Genomic DNA, 22,129 nt, shown 5'->3' with positions numbered 1-22,129 from the left:
AAACACCATGATAAAACGTAACATTGCCACGATTTCGAAATTTATAATTCATAAAGTTGGAAATAAATTTAACGACACGAAGAATGCATTTTCAGAGAGCGAAATTCAATTCGACGAAGCGAGTTACGATTTAATGTTACCTTTCTTATTAAGACCATTCGGAACTGTGGTACAGAGTCACCGTTTTAATCACCATGCCAATATTAAACTCAACGAGATAAACACTTACGCTGGAGATATTTTTGCAGACGAAAGCAATTTTGTCGAGGTATCTAAAAATATAGTAAAGCATTTATACGAGCAATCTAACTCTGTACAGATTAAAACTGGAGATGTAATAGTTGCCGTTTTTGAAGGTATAGAGTTTAATGAAATCGTAACCAATGCTATTGGAATTTTTAAAATTGAAAATAAATCGAATTTCTTTCAGACCTATTTAGAAGGTAACAGTTACGACGTTGCTGTACAACAAGGAATAAATACTAAGAAAGTAGATAAAGGGTGTTTGATTTTAAATCAGACTGATGCTGAAGGTCCGATAGTTTTGACTGTAGACAACAATAACTACGATGCACAATATTGGATTAATCATTTCTTGAATATTAAATATGCCAACGATTTTAATTCACATACCCAGAATTATATCGAGCTATGCAAAGAGTTTTCTACCGAAATCTTGAAAACCAGTTACGGAAACCAAGAACAGAATATCTTTCTAGCCAAAACAGTAGACTATTTTAAGGAGCATGAATTTGTAAATATTGAAAACTTTAAAGAAGAAGTCTTTCAGGATGATAATCATAAAACGTTGTTCGACGATTACAAAAAGTCCTTTGAAGGCGAACAAGATCTATTAATATTAAATCAGTTTGATGTTGCAGAACCTGTTGTTAAGAAGCAAAAGGCTAAAATTAAAACTGAAATTAAGCTAGATACTCAAATACAAATTAAACTAGATATTGATGCGCCAGACGCAGCAAGCGAATATTTAGAGCGTGGTTTCGACGAAGAAAAGAAAATGTACTATTATAAGGTGTTCTTTAATACTGAAGGATAATACCTTTTAGCTTAAAAGTATTTAACTTTGCCCTTGTAATTTAAGGCAGAACATTTACAATAGGTTCCACCATATTAACACTAATAATTGTCTTGAAACAATAGACTTAAAGCATAAATAAAATGACACAAGAAGAATTTTTAGAACAGAACGTATTTACTGGATTAACAAAGATTGAAGGAAGTAATGGTGATTCTTACTTCTCTGAAGAAGACTTTGCTGAAGTTTTAAAACAATCTGAACATTTTGGGATTGCGATTTACGATATCAAAACAATGTTAGATGGTGAAGAGCACAAAACTATAAACCATGATATGTTTAGAAAAAAAGCAACAGATGTAAACTGGTATAGTCGAGAATTTAGTCACCTAAAGCGTGAACAAGAAGGTATGCAGTATGCTGCAACTTATAAGGTTTCTAAAAAATTATTGGCTAGATAAATTAAAGATAATATCGTAACAAACACTGTTACTTTTATAGAAAAAAAATATAATACTCGTGTATTATAAATTAATGTAAAACAATTAAAATTAAAAAACATGCTTAAAAAGACAATGAAAATGATGACTGTGTTATTTGCATCATCAATGTTATTGACATCTTGTTATTCTTACACAACTGTTGTAGGAGCAGGTGCTAAAGGAAACTCTCAAACAAAAGAATGGAATCATTATGTGATTTACGGTTTAGCACCAGTTGGAGTTTCAGACGCTAAAGAAATGGCAAATGGGGCTACAGATTATACTGTAAACACTCAACAAACTTTTGTTAATGGTTTAATCGCTGCTATTACTTTTGGTATCTATACACCAACAATGACTACAGTTACAAAATAGTTCTTTGAACAGGAAAAGCGAGGTTATATTTAACAACCTCGCTTTTAATATTATCTAAAATGAAAAAAACAACATTCTATATTTCTTTAATCATTGCACTTCTATTGTTTATTAATATTGCGCAAATTGTATCTACCGACTTAGAGCGATTAACAGAATATGGTTACGGATACTTAATTGGAAAAGTAATTCTTTTCGTAATATTTGCCTCCATTGCTTTTTTTACCAAAAGTAAGACAGTTAAAGAATAAGGTATTAATTTATACTAAAACAAATTCCGATTCAAACAGCGTACTAAAGTGTTTTTTGAGTTTTACTTTCAATTCTGCCTCATCTACTTCTTTTACGCCTAATTCTACATTAAGAGATGTTACCGCTTTCCCACGAATTCCACACGGAATAATATTATCGAAATAGCCTAAATTGGCATTTACATTTAAAGCAAAACCATGCATCGTTACCCAGCGGCTCGCACGAACCCCCATTGCACAAATCTTTCTAGCAAACGGTGTTCCTACATCTAACCACACCCCTGTTTCTCCTGGACTACGCTCAGACTTTAAACCATAATCATTTAAAGTGAGAATAATAACTTCTTCTAGAAAGCGTAAATATTTATGTATATCTGTAAAAAAGTTATCAAGATCTAGAATCGGATACCCTACGATTTGACCTGGGCCATGATATGTAATATCTCCACCTCTATTTATCTTATAAAACGTAGCGCCTTTTTCTTTTAATTGCTCCTCGTTAAGTAACATATTAGACATATGTCCGCTTTTACCCAATGTATACACATGCGGGTGCTCTACAAACAGAAAGTAATTAGGCGTTGGAATTGTAGTCTCTTCTCTCCTATTCTTAATTTTTATATCGACGATTTGTTTAAATAATTCTTCTTGATAATCCCAAGTGTCTTTATAATCTTTTAAACCTAAATCTTGTAATTGGACTGTCTTATTCAATGGGTGAATTTTTAATGTTTTAAAACGACTTTTAAATTCATTAATTCCGAATTTTTAATCATTTCTATGTAGTTCTGTTTAAGAGTCACTGTTTTCTTGTCTTTACTAATCAATGCATTCTTATTGGAAACCGATTTTATTTTGTTCGGAAAATGATAAACCAATGTATATGTCATGGCTTTTAAGGTTTCTTCACCCTCTTCGCCCATCTGATTCATTTCTTTATCTAACTGAGCTATAGCTTCTGCCGATGGTTTATATCCATCTTTAAGCGACCTAGAAAATTGCTTCCCATCGAAATAAAAATCAATATGTTTCAGCATATCATTAACCGATTTAGCCACTGCGGCACCATCCATTTTAGAGAACTCGGAACTGCCTTTCGTATTAAACGCTTTTGCTTTATCTATATTTTCTAAGATTTCCGGAAATTCGTTTATAGATTTAAAACCGGAACCAAAACCAAGATTAAAAACATCTGTTTCGTAATTAGATTGCACGCGCATCATCATGGATTCTAGAGATTTTAAATCATCCTGTTCATCTTGTGGCAGTTTAGAAATACTATCTGACTTCTCCTTTAAAATATCTTTAAAATATATTATACTATCTACCTTTGGCTCTTTTTTATAAGCCTCTTCGTTTCCTCCAATTTTTTTGATGGCAACCATAGCTTCACTCATATCGTAATTCATCAGGAATTCTCCAGAACCATCGGAATGAAACGTGATTTCTTCGGTGTAATTACAACTGGTTAAAACAAAAGCTGAAAGACAAATAAGTACTAAAAAAAAACGAGGCATTTGTAATGTATTATAAATATTATTATGCGTGCAAAGATACAATTTTATCGGTTCCGAGTATTTGAGAAAGCCTGAAGAAGTATCGAAAACGAAATAAAGCGTAATTATAAAAACGTTATAAGTTTAGATTCCACATCTATAAATACGAACAACAGACCACATATTAAAAGTTATTAATCTTCTAATATAACTTCCACGCTTAAACTTTCAGGATTTGTGACGTAGTCTTTAAAGTTTAATTCTGCAGTAAAACTTTTATGATCTTCACTAAACATTGCATTTTTTAACGAGACCGATTTAATCTTTTTCGGAAAATGATAATTTAAAGTATATGTGGAAGCCGCAAGTATCATTTCTGAATCTCCTAAACTATCTTTTGTAGCTTCTAAAAGTTCACGATCTGTAACTTTTACGCTACGTTTAAACACATTTTTCTTGTACGTATAATGTACTTCTGTACCTTCTGCAACTCCCATATTACCAGCGGGACTAGTCTTAGCGCTCCCCTTATCATTTAACTCATTTGCCTTACTAAGTATTTTATACATATCTTCTAGCTCATCGACATCTTTAAATTCAGTATTAATGTCGATTACCATTTTTTTAGTATTCGGATCCATTAACATATGCATTTTAAAATTTTCTAAAGCTTTCAGTTGTTTTTGTTCTGCTTTAGACAGCGTTGCAATACTGTCTTTTTTAGCATCCAAATAATCCTTAAATATAATTGTAGAATCTAAAACCACATCTGCAGTTTCTCCCATACTATCTGCTCCCATTTGCATAAGTTGAGAACCGTCAAAAGAAAACGACATATCTCCGCTACCATCCTCTCTTATATGAATAGTTTCAGAGAATTTACAACTGCTCAATAAAAGTAATAGGATACAAACGCTTAATACATAGATTTTTTTCATGGGATGGCTTCATTTATTATTGGAAGCAAAGGTAACTTACTTATCTATAAAAAGCAGTCTCATTTCATCCTAATGACTCTCCTTCCGGTTAAAATCACTGAAATCAGGGAGATAAAAAAAACAGATCTAAAATTAACGTTTTGGATTATTTAAAATCACTAAAGCCGCGATAACTCCAGGAACCCAGCCACAAAGCCATAATAAAAACACGATAAGTACAGACCCACAACCTTTACCTATTACGGCTAAGGGCGGGCAAATTATTGAAAGTAAAACTCTCCAAATGCTCATTTTAATTGATTTTATTTTGATTGATGATGTATTATTAAGACGCCACAAATTTTAAATTGTTACACTTTAAAAAATCTATGTCGTATTTAGATAATATTATATTGATAGTGTTACCAATAGTAATTATCTTTGTGCGTTAAAAATTAAACAGAACAACTTAATATGTCGCAATTATCAGAGCAAGAAATCGTAAGAAGAGAAAAGCTGACTAAACTTCGTGAGTTAGGAATTAATCCTTATCCAGCAGACCTTTATCCATTAACCCATACAAGTAAACAGGTTAAAACCGATTTTGAAGAAGGCAAGAAGGTGATAATTGCCGGACGATTAATGTCACGTAGAATACAAGGAAACGCAAGTTTTGCAGAAGTGCAAGATAGCGAAGGCCGTATTCAAGTCTACTTTAATCGTGATGAAATTTGTACAGGTGAAGATAAAACCAAGTACAATACTATTTACAAAAAATTATTAGATATAGGAGATTTCGTTGGTATAGAAGGTGAATTATTCACAACTAAAGTAGGCGAAAAAACCATAATGGTAAAAGACTTTACCATTTTAAGCAAATCTTTACGTCCGTTACCTCAACCTCGTGTTGATGCTGATGGAAAAGTTCATGATGCGTTTACAGATCCTGAACAACGTTACAGACAACGTTATGCAGATTTAGTAGTAAACCCACATGTTAAAGAAGTATTTGTAAAACGAACAAAATTATTCAACGCCATGCGTGGTTTCTTTAACGAGGCTGGATATTTTGAAGTTGAGACACCTGTATTACAACCAATTCCTGGTGGAGCAGCAGCGCGTCCGTTTATTACACATCACAATAGTTTAGACATGCCTTTGTATATGAGGATTGCTAACGAATTATATCTAAAACGTTTAATCGTTGGTGGTTTTGACGGTGTATACGAGTTTTCTAAAAACTTCCGTAACGAAGGAATGGATAGAACACACAATCCAGAATTCACAGCGATGGAAATCTATGTATCCTACAAAGATTACAATTGGATGATGGATTTCTGTGAGAAACTTCTAGAACATTGTGCAATTGCAGTAAATGGAACAACAAAAGCGACTTTCGGAAAACACGAAATCGACTTTAAAGCACCGTATGCTCGTGTAACTATGGCAGATTCGATAAAGCATTTTACAGGATTTGATATTACTGGTAAAACAGAAGCTGAAATTCGCGAAGGTGCTAAAAGTTTAGGAATCCAAGTTGATGAGACTATGGGTAAAGGAAAATTAATCGATGAGATTTTTGGTGAAAAATGTGAAGGAAACTACATCCAACCAACTTATATTACCGATTACCCTAAAGAAATGAGTCCGCTTTGTAAAGAGCATAGAGATAATCCAGAATTAACCGAACGTTTCGAATTAATGGTTTGTGGAAAAGAAATTGCAAATGCATATTCTGAATTAAACGACCCGATAGACCAACGCGAACGTTTCGAACACCAATTAAAATTAGCTCAAAAAGGAGACGACGAAGCTACCGAATTTATAGATCACGATTTTTTACGTGCATTAGAATATGGTATGCCTCCTACATCTGGAATGGGAATTGGTATGGATCGTTTAATTATGTTCTTAACTAACAATCAATCTATTCAAGAAGTATTGTTTTTTCCTCAAATGAGACCTGAGAAAAAACAAGTTGAAATGTCTGAAGACGAAAAAGCAGTTTTTAATATCTTAAAATCAAATTCACCTATAGAATTAACAGCCTTAAAAACACAATCTCTTTTAAGTAATAAAAAATGGGATAAAACAATAAAAGGATTAACTAAATTAGGAGTAGCTAAAGTAGAAAAAACTGACGACGGCTTGTTTGTTGCGTTAAGTGAATAAAAATCATGATCCAACTTATCTTTAAATATAAAGCAAAAGCATACCTATTATTTTGGTATGCTTTTTTATTACTCATTCATTTTGTATTAAAAGATAGAATATCGCCACTCATCTTTTTCTTCTACGCCTGTCCGTTAATTGTTGTTATTGCTTATGGTTTTTTAGTTTCACTCTGTTTATATAAGCATAAAGTATTATGCATATTCTTATTATGTTTAAACAGCTTATTAGTGGTTTATTGGTTTAACAACTACCATTACAAAAACGAAAATCCCCCCATAAACAAAACGATAAGTACACAATCTATTTTTTATTGGAATATATCTCGACCAGATCACTTACCGTTAGATATTATCTTTGAAAATATTAAATCTTATAACCCTAACATTGTTGTTTTGGTTGAAGCTAAAGATATTTCTAAAACAGATTTAGCTACTTTTAAGAATCATTATCCTACGTACCAAATACAGCAACTAGAAGGAGAAATGTTTATCGCCGTTAATGGCAAAATAAATACGGTCCATTATAATAAAATCACTAGGGGCTCTAAATCTAATTTAGTTAATGCCACTATAAATGAACAACCTATAAATATTCTTATAACAGATTTATTAGCGAATCCTGCATTGTCTAAAAAAGAAGATTTAACCAGGTTACTGGATATTGCAGAATCTAAACAAGTAGATTTTATAGTTGGCGATTTTAACACACCATATATAAGTTATTATTTTGATGCTTTTAAAACTCAGTTCGAAAGTTTCCATGAATATAATACAGGATATACTGGCACTTGGCCTAGAACTTTCCCTATACTTGAAATTGACCATATTTGGTTAAACAAAAAATGGCAACCAATAACCTTACACAAAGAGTTTCATACCAATTCCGATCATGGTTTCTTAATTGGTTCCTATCAATTCAAATTATAATTTCTGGTTTTATTAAATATTATAAAGTATTAAAATTTGTTAAAATTCAAATTCAAATTAAACCTAATTAAGAAAAAGATGTCCTAATAGTATAATTTTTTAACATAAATATCATGAAAAAAATAATGCTATTAGCTTTAGTATTTATCTCTGTAAATGCTTTTGCACAAGAAAAAAAGGGTGACAACCAAAGAAAGAATCAAAAAGAAATGCGCATGCAGAAATCTGATTTTACTCCAGAGCAGCAAGCGACACTTCTTACAAAACAAATGACATTAAAATTAGATCTTTCTGAATCGCAACAAAAAGAAATTTATAGTTTAAATGTCACTCAAGCTTTTGATAAACTAGCAAGTCGCGAAGCCATGAAAAAAGCTAAGGAAGAAGGAAAAAAACCTTCAGAACAGGAACGATACGATAGTATGGTTGCTAGACTAGACAAACAGATTTTGATGAAAAGCCAAATGAAAAGTATCTTAAAAAGCGACCAATACGCGGTTTGGGAGAAAGATATGAATCATCAAAAAAGAGGAAGACAACAAGGTGGAGACAAAGAAGAAAATGGACCACAACGTGAGAGACGTAGTTAAGCGTGAAACACATAAATAAAAACGGGCAAATCTTAATGGATTTGCCCGTTTTTGTTTTATGATTTATGATTTATGATTTATAATGTAATAATCTTATAAATTTTCAATAAATTATTTAGTCAAAGAAATAGCCACTTTATGCACTGCATTTATGGTAGCATCCAAATCTGCATATGTAAGAGCATCTGTTATAAACCAAGTTTCGAATGCACTCGGAGCAATATAAACCCCTTGATCTAACATGCCATGAAAAAAGGTTTTGAAATTTTCGTTATTTCCTTTTGCCGATGTTTCAAAATCGACCACGGCGGTTTCTGAAAAGTGAACAGAAATCATAGACCCTAGACGATTTATAGTATGCACAATCTTATGATCGCTTAACACCTTAGAAATACCTTTATGTAAATATTCCGTTTTTTCTGCCAAACGATTAAAAATCTCCGAATCGGCTTCTAATGCTTTTAACATTGCTAATCCAGCTGCCATTGCTAATGGGTTTCCGCTTAAAGTTCCTGCCTGATACACAGGTCCTAGCGGTGCCAAATAATCCATAATTTCAGATGACGCAGCAAAAGCACCTACTGGCAATCCACCACCAATTACTTTTCCGAAACATACAATATCGGCCTTTACATTAAACAACTCCTGTGCGCCTCCCCGCGCCAATCTAAACCCCGTCATAACTTCATCAAAAACCAACAGTATGTTGTTAGCATCACATAACGTTCTCAGTTTTTGTAAAAAATCTGCTTGTGGCGGAATACATCCCATATTTCCAGCAACAGGCTCTAAAATAATACAAGCGATATCGTTTGGGTTGGCATTAATTATAGATTCGACATGTTCGATATCATTGTATTTCGCCAAAAGTGTATCTTGAGCAGTACCATTAGTAACTCCAGGACTGTTTGGACTCCCAAATGTCATGGCTCCACTCCCTGCCTGAATTAAAAACGAATCGGAATGCCCATGATAACAGCCCGCAAACTTTATAATTTTCTCTTTCCCTGTGTACCCTCTTGCCAAGCGTACTGCACTCATACAAGCTTCTGTTCCAGAATTTACAAATCTAATTTTATCAATATTTGGAACCATAGACACAGCTAAAGCAGCAATCTCGGTTTCAATTTCTGTAGGTGCACCAAACGATGTTCCTAATTTTGCCTTTTCAATAATCGCATTAACAACGGGCTCGTACGCATGACCTAAAATCATTGGTCCCCATGAGTTAATATAATCTATAAATGTATTATCATCTTCATCAATTAAATACGCTCCCTTAGCTTCTTTTATAAAAATAGGGGTTCCTCCTACGGCTTTAAATGCACGCACAGGAGAATTAACGCCACCAGGAATAACGTGTTCTGCATTAGCAAATAATGCACTACTTCTTGTATATTTCATTGTGTTTTATTTTAAGATTTCACGACTAATTCCTGTCCGACAGAAATAGTTGTGCCTTGTAATCTATTTAGTTCTTGAAGTTCTTTTACAGATATATTATATCGTCTAGAAATGGAATACAACGTATCTCCTTTCTCTACAAAATGTACATCATGACTTGGACGCGGGGCTTTAGTACGCTTTGGTTCATTTCCTGTAACCTCATCATCGTACGTATATAACTGATAACGTTCGATTAAGGAAATCAACTTTTCTGGATATTTTCTATCGGTCGCATAACCTGCGGCTCTTAATCCTTTCGCCCAACCTTTGTAATCGTCCATATCTAAAAGAAACAAACCTGAATAGCGTTTTCTTTCGGTTAAAAATAGCGAATGGTCGCGATACGAGTATTTTGCGTCCTTATATTTTCTAAAACATTCCTGATCGGCATCGTCGTCGTGGTGAATAGTTGCTCCGGTCCAATCGTGACATTTAATACCAAAATGATTATTAGCTTCTGCCGCCAATCGGCCACGGCCAGAACCAGATTCTAAAATCCCTTGAGCCAAAGTTATACTTGCTGGAATCTTATAAAATTTCATCTCTTCGACGGCTATAGGCGCATATAACTGAATATATTCAGATGTGCTGCTTACTGCTTTAGGTACAACCTCAACTTGACTTTCTGCGGGTGTATCTTCATTTATTTCTTCCGATTTTTCTGAATGCTTACGATTAACGTGTTCGGTTTTTTGCTTAGGTTTCGAAGGCTTATACTTTCGTTTTCGCGACCCACAACTAAACAATACACTTACTACTAATAAAAGGACTATTACTTGCTTCATGTATTTATATGATTTGAGGCATTTTCTTTTTCTTTAATTGATTATTCATTCCTTGTATACCTTGTAATCCGCCTGTATGAATTACTAATATTTTTGAATCTTTAGGGAAATAACCTTGCTTTACTAAATCCATAACGCCAAACATCACTTTTCCAGTATACACCGGATCTAAAGGTATATTGTTTTGGCGTTTAAAAGCATTGATAAATGCGACTAAAGTATCATCTATTTTAGCATATCCGCCAAAATGATAATCGGTTATTAGCTCCCAATTTGTTTTGGTTGCAAACTTACTAATATTGTTTTGTAAAAAATCACCTTTTAAGGCAGGAAATCCTAAAATGGTCTGATGGGCTTCACTACTATTTATAAGTCCCGAAATTGTTCCTCCAGTTCCCACCGCACAACACACATAATCGAATTTAGAATCTTCCGGTGTTAAGATATGTTCACAGCCTTTTACAGCTAAAGCATTCGTACCACCTTCTGGGACTAGATAAAACTCACCAAAAGCATCATGCAAATCAGTAATAAAGCTCTCGGTTTCTTTAAGTCGAAAATCACTTCTCGTAACATATTTAAATGCCATACCACAAGATGCCGCGAATTTAAGCGTCGGATTTAAATCTGTTTCTAAAGCCAATTCTTCTCCACGAATTATTCCAATAGTTTTAAACCCAGATATTTTTCCGGCATACGCTACGGCAGCAATATGATTGGAGTACGCTCCACCAAAAGTTAATAATGTAGTGTGCTCTTCTTCCTTGGCCTTTAAAATATTATAAAACAATTTTCGGTATTTATTACCACTAATAAAGGGATGAATCTGATCTTCCCGCTTTATGGAAAGACTTATATTAGAATCGGAATTAAGAATAACCGACTGGTTTTCAATATTCGAAAGTTCTGAAGAAAAAAGCATAGCTAAATCTATTAACCTACAAAAGTAATTGAAATTAAAAGGGTAACCATAACTTTTTCTTAAAATTAGGCAAAATGACCAGCAGCTCATCACATTCCATTACTATTAAAAACTATTGGGAGTTTAAGAACTAATTTATGAATTTATTAGAATGAAATATATTACAAAAGATAATTGATTCTGGATATATTCTGCACTACACAAAGCACCTTACTTTTTTTCAGATACCGATTGAGTCTCTTTAGGTATAGATTTTTCAATTATAAATACTTCCTAAAAGAAAACCGAGATCTTAGCACTAAATAGTGCTGTTTCTTTTCGTTTGTATATGCTTCTCTTTCAAATGAAATATTCCGGTATGCCGTATTCCAATTCCGATATACAACTAGGCGTATCAAAAATTCAAGCCCATACCAGAGATAAAAAGGAATTACTAACAATTCTTTTTGTTGCTTTAAGTGAATGCGCTCATGATTCAATAATACAGCATTCTTTTTCAACTTAACGTCTCTTAATATCACAAACGGATACAAGGTAATCCCTTGGTAGCCTTTAGGCGTAATGTTTTTAGAAATTAAAATCATGATTAGTTCATTTCAAAAATCAATCCAAATTACATTATCTTTGTCAAACATGAAAAAAATAATTCCCGTAGAAAAAGGCGATTACTATCTTACACCGGAAGGTTACCGCTGTTTCACAGCTCAATACCATCTAAAACGAGGCTATTGCTGTAAAAGTGGCTGTAGACATTGTCCATATGGATACGACAAAAAAACAGATTCCATTAAAAAATAAGGCAGACTAGTACTTCATACAATATAGTATTCAAAATACTTAAGGCTTTAAGACACATTCTAAGAACAATGCTGAAATCTGTTAAAACTATGCTTTCTTAATAAAAATGTCCTATAAATATAAATTATTAAACACATCGACATCTGAAAATTGTATACAGACAAAACACATTTAGAAGCTGATCCTACTAAGAGACAGCGCTATGCACTGGATTTGGTATGATTGTTGTTATAAATTGATTACGTCAAGGCATGTTAAGCCTTTAATGTGTTTGTGAAATATTCTCAGTAGGCATGAAAAGGAAGTTGAATTAGAAACAAAAAGCTATATTTACTATTACATGACATGGAAACGACATCGAATTAAAAAATGAAGTGTTACAACATGACTGATAATAATTTAATTAATCCTTTATAACTAAAATCTATGAAAAAACTCTTAAAATATTTACCAGTAGTAATAGTGCTAATTGTTGTAAGCTCTTGTAGTTCTATAAAAGTAGCGTCTGATTACGATAAAGAAACAGCATTTAATGAATTCAAAACCTATGCTTTTTACAAAACCGGAATCGATAAGGCTGAAATTAGCGATTTAGACAAAAAGCGTATTTTACGAGCTATCGAAGCAGAAATGACCGTAAAAGGATTTACCAAATCTGAAAACCCTGATATTTTAGTAAGTATTTTCACTAAAGCAAGAGAACAAGTTAACGTATACAACAACAATAACATGGGCTTTGGTCCTTATGGTTATGGTTGGGGTTGGAGTCCGTATTATTACAACGATTTTAACAACACTACAGTAACACGATCTACAGAAGGCACATTGTTTATTGATTTAATCGATGCCGAGAAAAAAGAATTAGTTTGGCAAGGTGTTGGTTCTGGATATTTAAATGAAAAGATGGATAAAAAAGACGAACGTATTCAAGAGTTTGTTGGTAAAATTTTAGAAAATTACCCTCCGAAAGCAGAAAAATAATACTTTCCCTGAAAAAGAAAAGTAGTGCTTGGAACCTAGAAATAGGTTCCTTTTTTTGTTTGTAAAAACTATCGAATCAATAGGGTGGCGCCTGCAAATTATCGGCTATATGATTTAGCACTCGTTTAGGTCGTTTTATATTTACTAAGTACCGTTTTAGTAAAATCACTTAGCACAAGTGTTCCACTAATTTTTGCACGTTCTAAGAGTAACGTATCCCAATGTGCTGTATTTTGCCACATTACGATTTTCATCGCCTTTACAGCCTCAGGATTATACGTTTTAAGTTGCTGCACCAAAGTTTCTACACCTTCATTTAATGTCGCTTGATCATCAAATACATCTGCAAATAAGCCTTTTTGCTTAGCCCATTGCGCATCGTAAAATTGCGTCGCATTTATAGTCATTTCAGACATGGCTATCACCCCCATTTTCCTACTAACCGCAGGTTCTATTACAAAAGGTCCGATACCAATACTCAATTCACTTAATTTAACCGAAGCATATTGCGTTGCTAAACAATAATCGGCCGCCGCAGCGATACCAACACCTCCGCCTACAGCTTTACCTTGTACTTTACAAACTATAAATTTTGGACATTTCCGCATAGCATTAATAACCTGCGCAAAACCAGAAAAAAACAGCGTTCCTTCTGCTTCTGTTTCTATAGCTATTAACTCATTAAAACTCGCTCCTGCACAAAACGTTCTATCTCCTCCACTTTGCAAAACAACAACACAAACAGCATTATTAGCACTTGCTAAATTGATTTCCTTCTCTAATTTAGAAAGAAGCTCACTCGGTAAAGCATTATGCGACGGGTTATAGAATGTTATCGTACTAACACCTTCAACTATGGTTTGTGTTACAAAAGGTTTTTCCATGTTTTAATGACCTAAATATTGAAAATCGAAGATACTGAAATTTTTATATGGCGAATTGATATCCTTGTATTATCATGCGAAAACACTTATTTTAAATATAAAACCATTTAATAATGACAATTATATTAGAGAAAATTCTAATGAAGTTATATAATAAATAAAAATAGTAGTGACCAGATCCAGCCTGATAGAACAATTTCTATAATTTCAAATCTTCTAAAGTTTCCGGACTTGTAATTGGTGTATCGTTGTATTGCAATGTCCATCCCATAGTATTGGTTAAAACATAGAATTTAGACAATTCACTAATCAATCTATTTTTAGAATTTTTCTTAAATTCAGAAGCTTCTACTTTTTTCATGAGAGAAGCTTTGACCTTATTTTTAATCTTATTATAATCTTTTGCCTCAAACTGATTTAAAAAATCGGCTTGAATATCATAATATTCAAATTCTGGACTAATTTTAACTTCCTCCTCAGGAATATAAGTAATGTTAAGGATTTTATTTGCCTCATCAATATCGTAAGTAATTTTGCTTAAGTCGTAAGCAATCGTAACATCTGCATTTACAACCACTAAGGCCTTTTTTTCGGCCGTAACCAAATACGGAAATACATCTCTAGAATCTTTATATGAAAACACCTCGCTAAAATGACCTTCGGTAACGACTAATTTACCCACATTTTTTATCTGCTCCTGAATTAACATCGAGTTTTGTATAAGCTGGGCATCGTCTTCTTTCTTTTCATTACAATACCTAAGCGTGAAGAATAAGGAAATTGCAATTAGAATTCCAAAAGTTATATTTTTCATTAATTTAAATTTTAATGAAAGGTATAAAATATGTTCTGTAACACATCGCTTTTAAACACAAAAAAAGCATCAACCCCGTAGTAACATAGTTGATATGCTTTATCGATTTTGATGCTTCTAAACAGATTGATTAATAGCAATACTAAAATATAGGTTATTTAAATACTTAGCTACTTTTATAGACGATCAACACATAAACTAGATATAAAGCAAGTTATTTAACTAAGTAGAACGTATTTCCCTAGATATCAAATGAAATCCATTTCATATCTTTTGTAATTGCTATAATCTTCTGACTCAAATTATTAAGAAATTTCTGATGTTGTATGGACGTATCGTTAAAAGGTTTATGCTGTAAACCACTCTGAATACTATGCACTTCTTTCATAATAGAGACAGTAGATGGAGCAAGCCATGTTGCTTTAAATTTATCCCAAATATAGTCGATAGCAACCTGATTAGGATGAATTAAATCGGACGCATAAAACCTATAATCGCGAAGTTCGTCCATCATGATTTCATAGGATGGAAAATAATGTAATTGATGTGTTTCTGAAGCTTCTAAAAGCTGATGAATTGCTGAAATAAGATGCGATTTACTTCGTGTATTTTCTACAAACCCATCTTTAGTATGGCGAATAGGAGATACGGTAAAAATCACATTTGTATTTGGATTTACAGTAGCGATTGCATCCAGCATGCGTTGCAAAGACTGTTCGACCTCATCACTACTTAGTAATTCCTTTTTAAATGCTTTTTGTGGCACTTTATGGCAATTCGCCACTATTCTATTAGACTCCAGATGGAGATACACCCATGCTGTTCCTAAAGTAATCACAATATGAGTTGCGCTCTCTAAAAATTGCCTCGTTTCTTTTACAGCCGCATTTAATCCATTTAGAACAGCTGCCTGATCGAGTCCGTTTAATTTAGAATGTGCTTCAAAACTTTGCCAAATGTCATTATGATAAAACAAATCGTCCGCAGTATAGACCTTTCCTTTTACAGCATGGTTAATTAACTGCTCGATCGCCTTAGGCTGAAACAAGACACCAAACGGATTTTGATGGTTTTGAAATTTAAAATAATCAAATTTTTTACCAATATTTTCTACAAAACAAGATCCCAATAACAACACCTTAGACTGATAATCGATTTGATTTTCGGTTTGTTGTTGTATTGGGATCTCGGTAAAAAACTTCATGTGTTAGGCGTTTACTACATAATTTTTAGCAGCCTCTAAAGCTTCTGCAATACCTTCAGGTTTTTTTCCTCCTGCAGTAGCAAAAAATGGTTGGCCACCACCGCCTCCTTGAATATATTTTCCTAATTCGCGAACTACTTGTCCTGCGTTTAGTTTATGACTTTCTACTAACCCTTTAGAAATATAACATGATAATAATGCTTTTCCGTCTTGTTCTGATCCAAAAACTAAGAACGCATTATCTAAAGTACCTCCCAATTCGAAAGATAAGTCTTTAATCCCTGCAGCATCTAATTCTACTTTTTTTGCTAAAAACTGAATATTATCAATGCTTTCTATTTCATTTTTAAGTTCTCCTTTTAAATTTTTCGCTTTTTCTTTTAAAAGTGCTTCTACTTGCTTTTTTAAGGATGAATTTTCATCTTGTAAATTCTGAAGTGCTTTAATAGGCTCTTGCGCATTATTAAGCAGTTCTTTCATTTCAAAATAAATCCTACTGTTATCTGTATAAAAATCTCTCACAGCATCATTAGTAATCGCTTCAATTCTACGAATTCCAGATGCTACAGCACTTTCAGACTTGATTTTAAAATGCCAAATGTCTGATGTGTTTTGTACGTGTGTACCTCCACATAATTCTATAGATTTCCCAAAACGAATCGCACGAACTGTATCTCCGTATTTTTCACCAAACAATGCCATAGCGCCTTCGTCTATCGCTTTTTGCATCGGGATATTACGTTGTTCTTGTAATGGTAATTTTCCTTCGATACGCGCATTTACAAAATCTTCTATATCTTGTAATTGATCGTTAGTCACTTTAGAAAAATGAGAAAAATCGAAACGTAAATGTTTAGAATGTACAGCAGAACCTTTTTGTTCTACATGCTCTCCTAAAATCTCACGTAATGCCTGATGTAATAAATGCGTTGCAGTATGGTTGCTCGATGTGCGGTTACGTTGAGTCGCATCTACTCCCGCTTTTAAAATGTCGTTCAAATCATCAGGAAGCTCTTTCACTAAATGATACACCACATTATTCTCTTTTTTGGTATCTAAAATATAAGTAACGTTTCCGTTAGACGATTCAATATAGCCTTTATCACCAACTTGTCCTCCTCCTTCTGGGTAAAACGGTGTCAGGTTAAATACTAATTGATACATGGTTCCTTCTTTTTTAGAAACTACTTTTCTATATCTTGTAATTTTAACTGGAGCTTCTAAAGTATCGTAACCTACGAATTCTTGAATAGCATCTTCTATTAAAATCGTCCAATCGCCTGTAGACATTTCACTAGCAGACCTTGATCGCAATTTTTGTTTTTCCATGGCTGCATGAAAACCAGCTTCATCTAATTCCAATCCTTTTTCACGAAGGATTAAAGATGTTAAATCGATTGGAAATCCATAAGTATCATATAATTCAAATGCTTTCTCTCCTGAAATTACAGAAGTTGACGCGTGATCTATAACACCATTTAACAATACTAAACCTTGGTCTAAGGTTCTTAAGAAAGACATTTCTTCCTCTTTTATCACATTTTGAATCAGTTGCTTTTGAGCTTTTAATTCAGGGAATGCCTCTCCCATTTTTGTACTTAGTATATTTACTAATCTATATATAAATGGTTCTTTCTGATCTAAAAACGTAAAACTATAACGTACGGCACGACGTAGAATTCTACGAATCACATATCCGGCCCCTGTATTACTTGGTAATTGTCCGTCGGCAATAGAAAATGCAACCGCACGAACGTGATCTGAAATCACACGAATGGCAATATCTACTTTTTCATCCTTACCATACTCTGTTTTAGAAATCGTTTCAATTTCGCGAATAATTGGTGTAAATACATCTGTATCGTAATTAGACTGTACGCCTTGCATAACCATACATAAACGTTCGAAGCCCATACCGGTATCGATATGTTTATTAGGAAGCATTTCTAAACTTCCGTTGGCCTTACGGTTGTATTGCATGAAAACTAAATTCCATATTTCTACCACTTGCGGATGATCTTCGTTTACTAACGATTTCCCATCTACTTTAGCTTTTTCTTCAGCAGATCTAATATCCACGTGAATTTCACTACATGGTCCACAAGGGCCTTGGTCTCCCATTTCCCAGAAATTATCTTTTTTGTTTCCCATAAGGATGCGATCTTCGGCCACAATTTCTTTCCAAAAATCGTATGCTTCTTGATCCATTGGTGTACCATCTGCCTCGTCTCCTTCAAAAACAGTAACATATAAAATGTCCTTATCTATTCCGTAAACCTCGGTTAATAACTCCCAACACCACGCAATAGCTTCTTTCTTAAAATAATCCCCAAAACTCCAGTTTCCTAACATTTCAAATAAGGTATGGTGATAGGTATCGTACCCCACTTCTTCCAAATCGTTATGCTTTCCAGAAACACGTAAACATTTTTGAGAATCGGTTAAACGCGTATTTGGTGGTTTCGCTTGCCCTAAAAAGTACTCTTTAAAAGGTGCCATTCCCGAATTAACAAACATTAACGTAGGATCGTTTTTTAAAACCATAGGTGCAGAAGGCACAATGGTATGACCTTTACTTTTGAAAAATTCTAAATATTTAGCGCGAATGTCTTGAGATTTCATATTATATGTAACAAACTGTTATTATATTGACTACTTTTAAGGAGTCGTTCTTCGGTTATAAAGTGCAAATATATTGTTAAATTCAGGTTTGCTTAAGGCAAGTCGTAAAATATTGTCATTAGTTTTTTAAATTTGTAACATAATTATTTTTGAGATTTGCCAGAACACTCTTGGTTTAACACCTTGTTTTTCCTTTATAATTGCAAAAATAGTATAAATTAAATAATGAGTAAGGTAAAATATTATTATGATCCTGAGACGCTTTCCTATAGGAAAATAGAACGTAGAAAACGTAAGACGTTTAAATACATTTTAGGGTTTATTACAGCAACAGCATTATTTGGATTTCTAACCGTTTTTGTAACTAGCCATTTTGTTGAATCACCTAAAGAGAAAGCCCTAAAGCGTGAATTAACAAATATGCAATTGCAATATGACTTGCTTAACAAGAAGATGGATGAAGCTTCTGAAGTTTTAGCGAGCGTAGAAGATCGAGACAATAACATCTATCGTATATATTTTGAAGCAAACCCAATACCAGAAGAGCAACGTAAAGCTGGTTTTGGAGGTATAAATAGATATAAAGGATTAGAAGGCTACGATAATTCTAAGCTAATTACTGAAAGCAATAAGAAAATAGATATTCTGCAAAAACAAATTGTAGTGCAGTCGAAATCTTTAGATGAAATTGCAAAGCTAGCCGAAGACAAAGAAAAATTATTAGCATCAATTCCCGCTATTCAACCCGTAAACAATGTAGATTTAACACGAATTGCTTCAGGCTATGGATACAGAACAGATCCGTTTACCAAAGCCCGTAAATTTCATTATGGTATGGATTTCACCGCACCTAGAGGAACTCCTGTTTACGCTACAGGCGATGGGACAGTGATAAGAGCAGATAACCAATCTACGGGTTACGGAAATCATATTAGAATAGATCATGGTTATGGATATGTCAGTTTATATGCGCATCTTTACAAATACAATGTTAAGAAAAACCAGAAGGTAGAACGTGGCGATTTAATTGGTTTTGTAGGAAGTACTGGACGCTCTGAAGCACCACATTTACACTATGAAATTTTTAAAGACGATGAACGTATAAACCCAACAAATTTCTATTACGGAAGTTTAACTTCTGAAGAATACAGTATTCTTCTAGAAAAATCTTCTTTAGAAAACCAATCTTTAGATTAATGCATATAGATTTACCTGAAAAACGCTATTATGGTATTGGCGAAGTTGCCAAAGCATTCGATGTTAATGCCTCTTTAATCCGATTTTGGGAAAAAGAATTCGATGCACTTAAGCCTAAAAAAAATGCCAAAGGGAACAGAAAGTTCACTCCTGAAGACATCAAAAACCTTAAACTAATATTCCACTTAGTTAAAGAACGAGGATTCACACTAGAAGGCGCAAAAACGCATTTAAAGGAAGAAAAAAAGAAAACTTTAACTAACTTTGATATTATAGATAAATTGGAAAATATAAAAAGCCAACTTATTCGAATTAAAAATCAACTATAAAAACGAACACACATGAAAAAATGGTTAATTCCTGTAATCGTTATTGCTGTTATTGTAATGGGATTCTACAAATGGGGAGTAGGATTTAATAACACTGCAGTAAGACTAAATGAAAACGTAGGTGAAGCTTGGGGAAATGTACAAACTTCTTACCAACGTAGAAACGACCTTATTGGAAATCTTGTAAAAACAGTACAAGGTGCCGCAGATTTTGAAAGATCGACATTAACAGATGTAATAGAAGCACGTGCTAAAGCAACCTCTACAACGATTAACCCTGAGAATATTACTCCGGAACAATTAAAACAATTTAACGAAGCACAAGGCGGATTAAGTAGTGCTTTGTCTAGATTATTAGTTTCTGTAGAGCGTTACCCTGATTTAAAAGCGAATCAGAATTTCTTGAAACTTCAAGACGAATTAACAAGTACTGAAAACACCATTCAGACCGCTCGTGTTCGTTATAATGAAGCGATTAAACCTTACAATAATCACGTTAAAACATTCCCTAATTCTTTATTAGCAGGATTGTTTAACTTCGATGCTAAACCGTATTTCGATGCTGAAGCTGGTGCAGAAAAACCAGTAGATGTCGATTTCGATTTCAAATAAAAAACAATGGATTCTAAAGTAGAAAGATTTTTAAGTCAGAAAGAAGAAAACGAGATTGTTGAAGCTATTCGTGTGGCCGAAAATGAAACTTCTGGAGAAATCCGTATTCATATTGAAAAAACAACTTCCATAGACGTTTACGAACGTGCTATGGAGGTTTTTCATATGCTTAAAATGGATAACACCAAACTACAAAATGGTGTACTTATCTATGTGGCTGTGGAAGATAAAACCTTTGTTATCTACGGAGATAAAGGTATAAATGATGTGGTTGCTGATGATTTTTGGGATACCACAAAAGATGTTATCCAATCCCATTTTAAACAAGGCCAGTTTAAAGAAGGTCTTGTTCAAGGTGTTCTAAGAGCAGGAAAAGAACTTAAAGCTAATTTCCCTTGGGACGCTTCAGATATTAACGAATTACCTAACGAAATTTCAAACGGATAAATCGTGCAAAAATTAAAAAACACTTGGTTATTACTTACTTGGATTTGTATCGCATGCTGTACGTCGCAAATTGCAACTGCTCAATTTGATATTCCTAAAAAACCAGAATTTCAAACTAGTGTTTACGACTATATCAATTTATTGTCTCCTGCAGAAAAGAGCAATCTAGAAACTAAACTCGTAAAATATTCAGACTCGACATCTACACAAATTGTAGTTGCTATAATTTCTACAACCAAAGGAGAAAACATCGGCCTATTAGCTCCTAAATGGGCGCAATCTTGGGGTGTTGGTCAAGCTAAAGAAGATAACGGAGTCTTTATTTTACTCGCTAAAGACGACCGTAATATTTGGATTGCACCGGGTTATGGTGTAGAACATAGACTTACCGCTGGTATTGTTGGAGAAATTACACGAAATGTTATTATACCCGAATTTAAGAGCGGTAGCTTTTACAATGGTTTAGATAAAGGATCTGATGCTATATTTCAGCTCCTTATGGGGGAATATCAAGGCGTAAGAGAAACCACAAAACAGGAAGGATTTCCTCCTGGATTAGCGGTGTTCATGATAATTATGTTCATTATTTTTATGATTGCCATTTCTAAAAACAAACGCGGAGGCGGTGGTGGAGGTAATGGAAATAACCGCAGACCTACAAGTATATTAGATGCCATTATTTTAAGTAATATGGGGCGTGGTAGCTTTGGAGGTGGTTTTGGATCATCTGGCGGTGGCGGCTTTAGTGGCGGCGGCGGTTTTGGTGGTGGCTTCGGCGGCGGTGGATTTAGTGGTGGTGGAGCCGGTGGAAGCTGGTAGTTTATTATCATATTTATAATT

26 protein-coding genes are annotated in these 22,129 nt (G+C 33.7%); 14 read left to right on the top strand and 12 right to left on the bottom strand.

Annotated features, from left to right (window positions below; genetic code table 11):
- The first annotated feature begins 7 nt into the window (after positions 1-7).
- The 4 genes from ACFFVB_RS16580 to ACFFVB_RS16565 all read left to right on the top strand — a co-directional run bounded on the left by ACFFVB_RS16580 (position 8) and on the right by ACFFVB_RS16565 (position 2,144).
- Positions 8-1,057, top strand: coding sequence for a nucleoid-associated protein (locus ACFFVB_RS16580; RefSeq protein WP_382384343.1), 1,050 nt, complete (start codon positions 8-10; stop codon positions 1,055-1,057).
- Positions 1,058-1,179: 122 nt separating this feature from the next.
- A complete protein-coding gene (locus ACFFVB_RS16575) occupies positions 1,180-1,497 on the top strand; it encodes a hypothetical protein (protein WP_382384342.1) in 318 nt (105 codons plus the stop codon).
- A gap of 99 nt (positions 1,498-1,596) precedes the next feature.
- Positions 1,597-1,893 (top strand): Bor family protein, encoded by a 297-nt coding sequence (locus tag ACFFVB_RS16570; RefSeq protein ID WP_382384341.1) that lies wholly within the window; start codon positions 1,597-1,599, stop codon positions 1,891-1,893.
- Positions 1,894-1,952: 59 nt separating this feature from the next.
- Complete coding sequence (locus ACFFVB_RS16565) at positions 1,953-2,144, top strand: hypothetical protein (protein WP_382384340.1); 192 nt, start codon at positions 1,953-1,955, stop codon at positions 2,142-2,144.
- Between the two features lie 9 nt (positions 2,145-2,153).
- On the opposite strand, the gene lipB is transcribed toward ACFFVB_RS16565, so the two are convergent.
- From lipB to ACFFVB_RS16545, 4 genes are all read right to left on the bottom strand, one after another.
- Positions 2,154-2,858 carry a lipoyl(octanoyl) transferase LipB gene (lipB, locus tag ACFFVB_RS16560; RefSeq protein ID WP_382384339.1) on the bottom strand — a complete coding sequence of 235 codons (705 nt, stop codon included), beginning with the start codon at positions 2,856-2,858 and terminating at the stop codon, positions 2,154-2,156.
- Between the two features lie 11 nt (positions 2,859-2,869).
- A complete protein-coding gene (locus ACFFVB_RS16555; protein WP_382384338.1) occupies positions 2,870-3,661 on the bottom strand; it encodes a hypothetical protein in 792 nt (263 codons plus the stop codon).
- Between the two features lie 173 nt (positions 3,662-3,834).
- Positions 3,835-4,578, bottom strand: a complete 744-nt coding sequence (locus tag ACFFVB_RS16550) for a hypothetical protein (protein WP_382384337.1) — start codon at positions 4,576-4,578, stop codon at positions 3,835-3,837.
- 132 nt (positions 4,579-4,710) lie between these two features.
- Entirely contained in the window at positions 4,711-4,869 is a 159-nt protein-coding gene (locus ACFFVB_RS16545) for a YqaE/Pmp3 family membrane protein (protein ID WP_084817547.1), read from the bottom strand.
- Positions 4,870-5,031: 162 nt separating this feature from the next.
- Between ACFFVB_RS16545 and lysS the strand changes: the two genes are divergently transcribed.
- From lysS to ACFFVB_RS16530, 3 genes are all read left to right on the top strand, one after another.
- Positions 5,032-6,729 carry a lysine--tRNA ligase gene (gene lysS, locus ACFFVB_RS16540; RefSeq protein ID WP_382384336.1) on the top strand — a complete coding sequence of 566 codons (1,698 nt, stop codon included), beginning with the start codon at positions 5,032-5,034 and terminating at the stop codon, positions 6,727-6,729.
- A gap of 5 nt (positions 6,730-6,734) precedes the next feature.
- Complete coding sequence (locus tag ACFFVB_RS16535; RefSeq protein WP_382384335.1) at positions 6,735-7,658, top strand: endonuclease/exonuclease/phosphatase family protein; 924 nt, start codon at positions 6,735-6,737, stop codon at positions 7,656-7,658.
- Between the two features lie 113 nt (positions 7,659-7,771).
- Complete coding sequence (locus ACFFVB_RS16530) at positions 7,772-8,248, top strand: DUF4890 domain-containing protein (protein WP_382384334.1); 477 nt, start codon at positions 7,772-7,774, stop codon at positions 8,246-8,248.
- 111 nt (positions 8,249-8,359) lie between these two features.
- Here ACFFVB_RS16530 and hemL read toward each other — a convergent pair whose 3' ends face one another.
- The 4 genes from hemL to ACFFVB_RS16510 all read right to left on the bottom strand — a co-directional run bounded on the left by hemL (position 8,360) and on the right by ACFFVB_RS16510 (position 11,985).
- On the bottom strand, positions 8,360-9,652 hold the full coding sequence (gene hemL / locus ACFFVB_RS16525; protein WP_382384333.1) for a glutamate-1-semialdehyde 2,1-aminomutase: 1,293 nt from the start codon (positions 9,650-9,652) through the stop codon (positions 8,360-8,362).
- An 11-nt stretch (positions 9,653-9,663) separates the two neighbouring features.
- Entirely contained in the window at positions 9,664-10,479 is an 816-nt protein-coding gene (locus ACFFVB_RS16520) for a glucosaminidase domain-containing protein (protein WP_382384332.1), read from the bottom strand.
- Between the two features lie 4 nt (positions 10,480-10,483).
- Positions 10,484-11,401, bottom strand: a complete 918-nt coding sequence (locus ACFFVB_RS16515) for a 1-aminocyclopropane-1-carboxylate deaminase/D-cysteine desulfhydrase (protein ID WP_382384331.1) — start codon at positions 11,399-11,401, stop codon at positions 10,484-10,486.
- A gap of 260 nt (positions 11,402-11,661) precedes the next feature.
- Positions 11,662-11,985, bottom strand: a complete 324-nt coding sequence (locus ACFFVB_RS16510; RefSeq protein WP_382384330.1) for a hypothetical protein — start codon at positions 11,983-11,985, stop codon at positions 11,662-11,664.
- 49 nt (positions 11,986-12,034) lie between these two features.
- On the opposite strand from ACFFVB_RS16510, the gene ACFFVB_RS16505 reads away from it, so the two are divergent.
- Positions 12,035-12,199 (top strand): C1orf53 family protein, encoded by a 165-nt coding sequence (locus ACFFVB_RS16505; RefSeq protein ID WP_382384349.1) that lies wholly within the window; start codon positions 12,035-12,037, stop codon positions 12,197-12,199.
- A 426-nt stretch (positions 12,200-12,625) separates the two neighbouring features.
- Positions 12,626-13,180, top strand: coding sequence for a DUF4136 domain-containing protein (locus ACFFVB_RS16500; protein ID WP_382384329.1), 555 nt, complete (start codon positions 12,626-12,628; stop codon positions 13,178-13,180).
- 125 nt (positions 13,181-13,305) lie between these two features.
- Here ACFFVB_RS16500 and ACFFVB_RS16495 read toward each other — a convergent pair whose 3' ends face one another.
- The 4 genes from ACFFVB_RS16495 to alaS all read right to left on the bottom strand — a co-directional run bounded on the left by ACFFVB_RS16495 (position 13,306) and on the right by alaS (position 18,704).
- Complete coding sequence (locus ACFFVB_RS16495) at positions 13,306-14,064, bottom strand: enoyl-CoA hydratase/isomerase family protein (protein WP_382384328.1); 759 nt, start codon at positions 14,062-14,064, stop codon at positions 13,306-13,308.
- A gap of 199 nt (positions 14,065-14,263) precedes the next feature.
- Positions 14,264-14,878, bottom strand: a complete 615-nt coding sequence (locus ACFFVB_RS16490) for a DUF4230 domain-containing protein (RefSeq protein WP_382384327.1) — start codon at positions 14,876-14,878, stop codon at positions 14,264-14,266.
- A gap of 241 nt (positions 14,879-15,119) precedes the next feature.
- Positions 15,120-16,082: a GSCFA domain-containing protein gene (locus ACFFVB_RS16485; RefSeq protein WP_382384326.1), complete on the bottom strand. Its 963-nt coding sequence runs from the start codon at positions 16,080-16,082 to the stop codon at positions 15,120-15,122.
- A 3-nt stretch (positions 16,083-16,085) separates the two neighbouring features.
- On the bottom strand, positions 16,086-18,704 hold the full coding sequence (gene alaS, locus ACFFVB_RS16480) for an alanine--tRNA ligase (protein WP_382384325.1): 2,619 nt from the start codon (positions 18,702-18,704) through the stop codon (positions 16,086-16,088).
- 225 nt (positions 18,705-18,929) lie between these two features.
- On the opposite strand from alaS, the gene ACFFVB_RS16475 reads away from it, so the two are divergent.
- From ACFFVB_RS16475 to ACFFVB_RS16455, 5 genes are read left to right on the top strand one after another with little or no spacing between them, the layout of a single operon-like run.
- Positions 18,930-19,901 carry a M23 family metallopeptidase gene (locus ACFFVB_RS16475; protein ID WP_382384324.1) on the top strand — a complete coding sequence of 324 codons (972 nt, stop codon included), beginning with the start codon at positions 18,930-18,932 and terminating at the stop codon, positions 19,899-19,901.
- Positions 19,901-20,230: a MerR family transcriptional regulator gene (locus ACFFVB_RS16470; protein ID WP_382384323.1), complete on the top strand. Its 330-nt coding sequence runs from the start codon at positions 19,901-19,903 to the stop codon at positions 20,228-20,230. The genes ACFFVB_RS16475 and ACFFVB_RS16470 overlap by 1 nt, the downstream gene beginning before the upstream one ends.
- 12 nt (positions 20,231-20,242) lie before the next feature.
- A complete protein-coding gene (locus ACFFVB_RS16465; RefSeq protein WP_382384322.1) occupies positions 20,243-20,842 on the top strand; it encodes a LemA family protein in 600 nt (199 codons plus the stop codon).
- 6 nt (positions 20,843-20,848) lie between these two features.
- Positions 20,849-21,289, top strand: coding sequence for a TPM domain-containing protein (locus ACFFVB_RS16460; RefSeq protein ID WP_382384321.1), 441 nt, complete (start codon positions 20,849-20,851; stop codon positions 21,287-21,289).
- Between the two features lie 3 nt (positions 21,290-21,292).
- On the top strand, positions 21,293-22,108 hold the full coding sequence (locus ACFFVB_RS16455; protein ID WP_382384320.1) for a TPM domain-containing protein: 816 nt from the start codon (positions 21,293-21,295) through the stop codon (positions 22,106-22,108).
- The last annotated feature ends 21 nt before the right edge of the window (positions 22,109-22,129 follow it).

This window comes from Formosa undariae, assembly GCF_042427615.1.
In the GTDB taxonomy this organism is placed as follows: domain Bacteria; phylum Bacteroidota; class Bacteroidia; order Flavobacteriales; family Flavobacteriaceae; genus Formosa; species Formosa undariae.
The sequence above is the reverse complement of the archived record's forward strand: the minus strand, read 5'-3'. Positions and strand labels throughout refer to the sequence as shown.

What these genes read in the sequence shown, in the direction of transcription:
- ACFFVB_RS16580 (WP_382384343.1), top strand. Translation starts at nt 8, where the DNA reads ATGATAAAACGTAACATTGCCACGATTTCGAAATTTATAATTCATAAA.
- ACFFVB_RS16575 (WP_382384342.1), top strand. Translation starts at nt 1,180, where the DNA reads ATGACACAAGAAGAATTTTTAGAACAGAACGTATTTACTGGATTAACA.
- ACFFVB_RS16570 (WP_382384341.1), top strand. Translation starts at nt 1,597, where the DNA reads ATGCTTAAAAAGACAATGAAAATGATGACTGTGTTATTTGCATCATCA.
- ACFFVB_RS16565 (WP_382384340.1), top strand. Translation starts at nt 1,953, where the DNA reads ATGAAAAAAACAACATTCTATATTTCTTTAATCATTGCACTTCTATTG.
- ACFFVB_RS16555 (WP_382384338.1), bottom strand. Translation starts at nt 3,661, where the DNA reads ATGCCTCGTTTTTTTTTAGTACTTATTTGTCTTTCAGCTTTTGTTTTA.
- ACFFVB_RS16550 (WP_382384337.1), bottom strand. Translation starts at nt 4,578, where the DNA reads ATGAAAAAAATCTATGTATTAAGCGTTTGTATCCTATTACTTTTATTG.
- ACFFVB_RS16545 (WP_084817547.1), bottom strand. Translation starts at nt 4,869, where the DNA reads ATGAGCATTTGGAGAGTTTTACTTTCAATAATTTGCCCGCCCTTAGCC.
- lysS (WP_382384336.1), top strand. Translation starts at nt 5,032, where the DNA reads ATGTCGCAATTATCAGAGCAAGAAATCGTAAGAAGAGAAAAGCTGACT.
- ACFFVB_RS16535 (WP_382384335.1), top strand. Translation starts at nt 6,735, where the DNA reads ATGATCCAACTTATCTTTAAATATAAAGCAAAAGCATACCTATTATTT.
- ACFFVB_RS16530 (WP_382384334.1), top strand. Translation starts at nt 7,772, where the DNA reads ATGAAAAAAATAATGCTATTAGCTTTAGTATTTATCTCTGTAAATGCT.
- hemL (WP_382384333.1), bottom strand. Translation starts at nt 9,652, where the DNA reads ATGAAATATACAAGAAGTAGTGCATTATTTGCTAATGCAGAACACGTT.
- ACFFVB_RS16520 (WP_382384332.1), bottom strand. Translation starts at nt 10,479, where the DNA reads ATGAAGCAAGTAATAGTCCTTTTATTAGTAGTAAGTGTATTGTTTAGT.
- ACFFVB_RS16515 (WP_382384331.1), bottom strand. Translation starts at nt 11,401, where the DNA reads ATGCTTTTTTCTTCAGAACTTTCGAATATTGAAAACCAGTCGGTTATT.
- ACFFVB_RS16510 (WP_382384330.1), bottom strand. Translation starts at nt 11,985, where the DNA reads ATGATTTTAATTTCTAAAAACATTACGCCTAAAGGCTACCAAGGGATT.
- ACFFVB_RS16505 (WP_382384349.1), top strand. Translation starts at nt 12,035, where the DNA reads ATGAAAAAAATAATTCCCGTAGAAAAAGGCGATTACTATCTTACACCG.
- ACFFVB_RS16500 (WP_382384329.1), top strand. Translation starts at nt 12,626, where the DNA reads ATGAAAAAACTCTTAAAATATTTACCAGTAGTAATAGTGCTAATTGTT.
- ACFFVB_RS16495 (WP_382384328.1), bottom strand. Translation starts at nt 14,064, where the DNA reads ATGGAAAAACCTTTTGTAACACAAACCATAGTTGAAGGTGTTAGTACG.
- ACFFVB_RS16490 (WP_382384327.1), bottom strand. Translation starts at nt 14,878, where the DNA reads ATGAAAAATATAACTTTTGGAATTCTAATTGCAATTTCCTTATTCTTC.
- ACFFVB_RS16485 (WP_382384326.1), bottom strand. Translation starts at nt 16,082, where the DNA reads ATGAAGTTTTTTACCGAGATCCCAATACAACAACAAACCGAAAATCAA.
- alaS (WP_382384325.1), bottom strand. Translation starts at nt 18,704, where the DNA reads ATGAAATCTCAAGACATTCGCGCTAAATATTTAGAATTTTTCAAAAGT.
- ACFFVB_RS16475 (WP_382384324.1), top strand. Translation starts at nt 18,930, where the DNA reads ATGAGTAAGGTAAAATATTATTATGATCCTGAGACGCTTTCCTATAGG.
- ACFFVB_RS16470 (WP_382384323.1), top strand. Translation starts at nt 19,901, where the DNA reads ATGCATATAGATTTACCTGAAAAACGCTATTATGGTATTGGCGAAGTT.
- ACFFVB_RS16465 (WP_382384322.1), top strand. Translation starts at nt 20,243, where the DNA reads ATGAAAAAATGGTTAATTCCTGTAATCGTTATTGCTGTTATTGTAATG.
- ACFFVB_RS16460 (WP_382384321.1), top strand. Translation starts at nt 20,849, where the DNA reads ATGGATTCTAAAGTAGAAAGATTTTTAAGTCAGAAAGAAGAAAACGAG.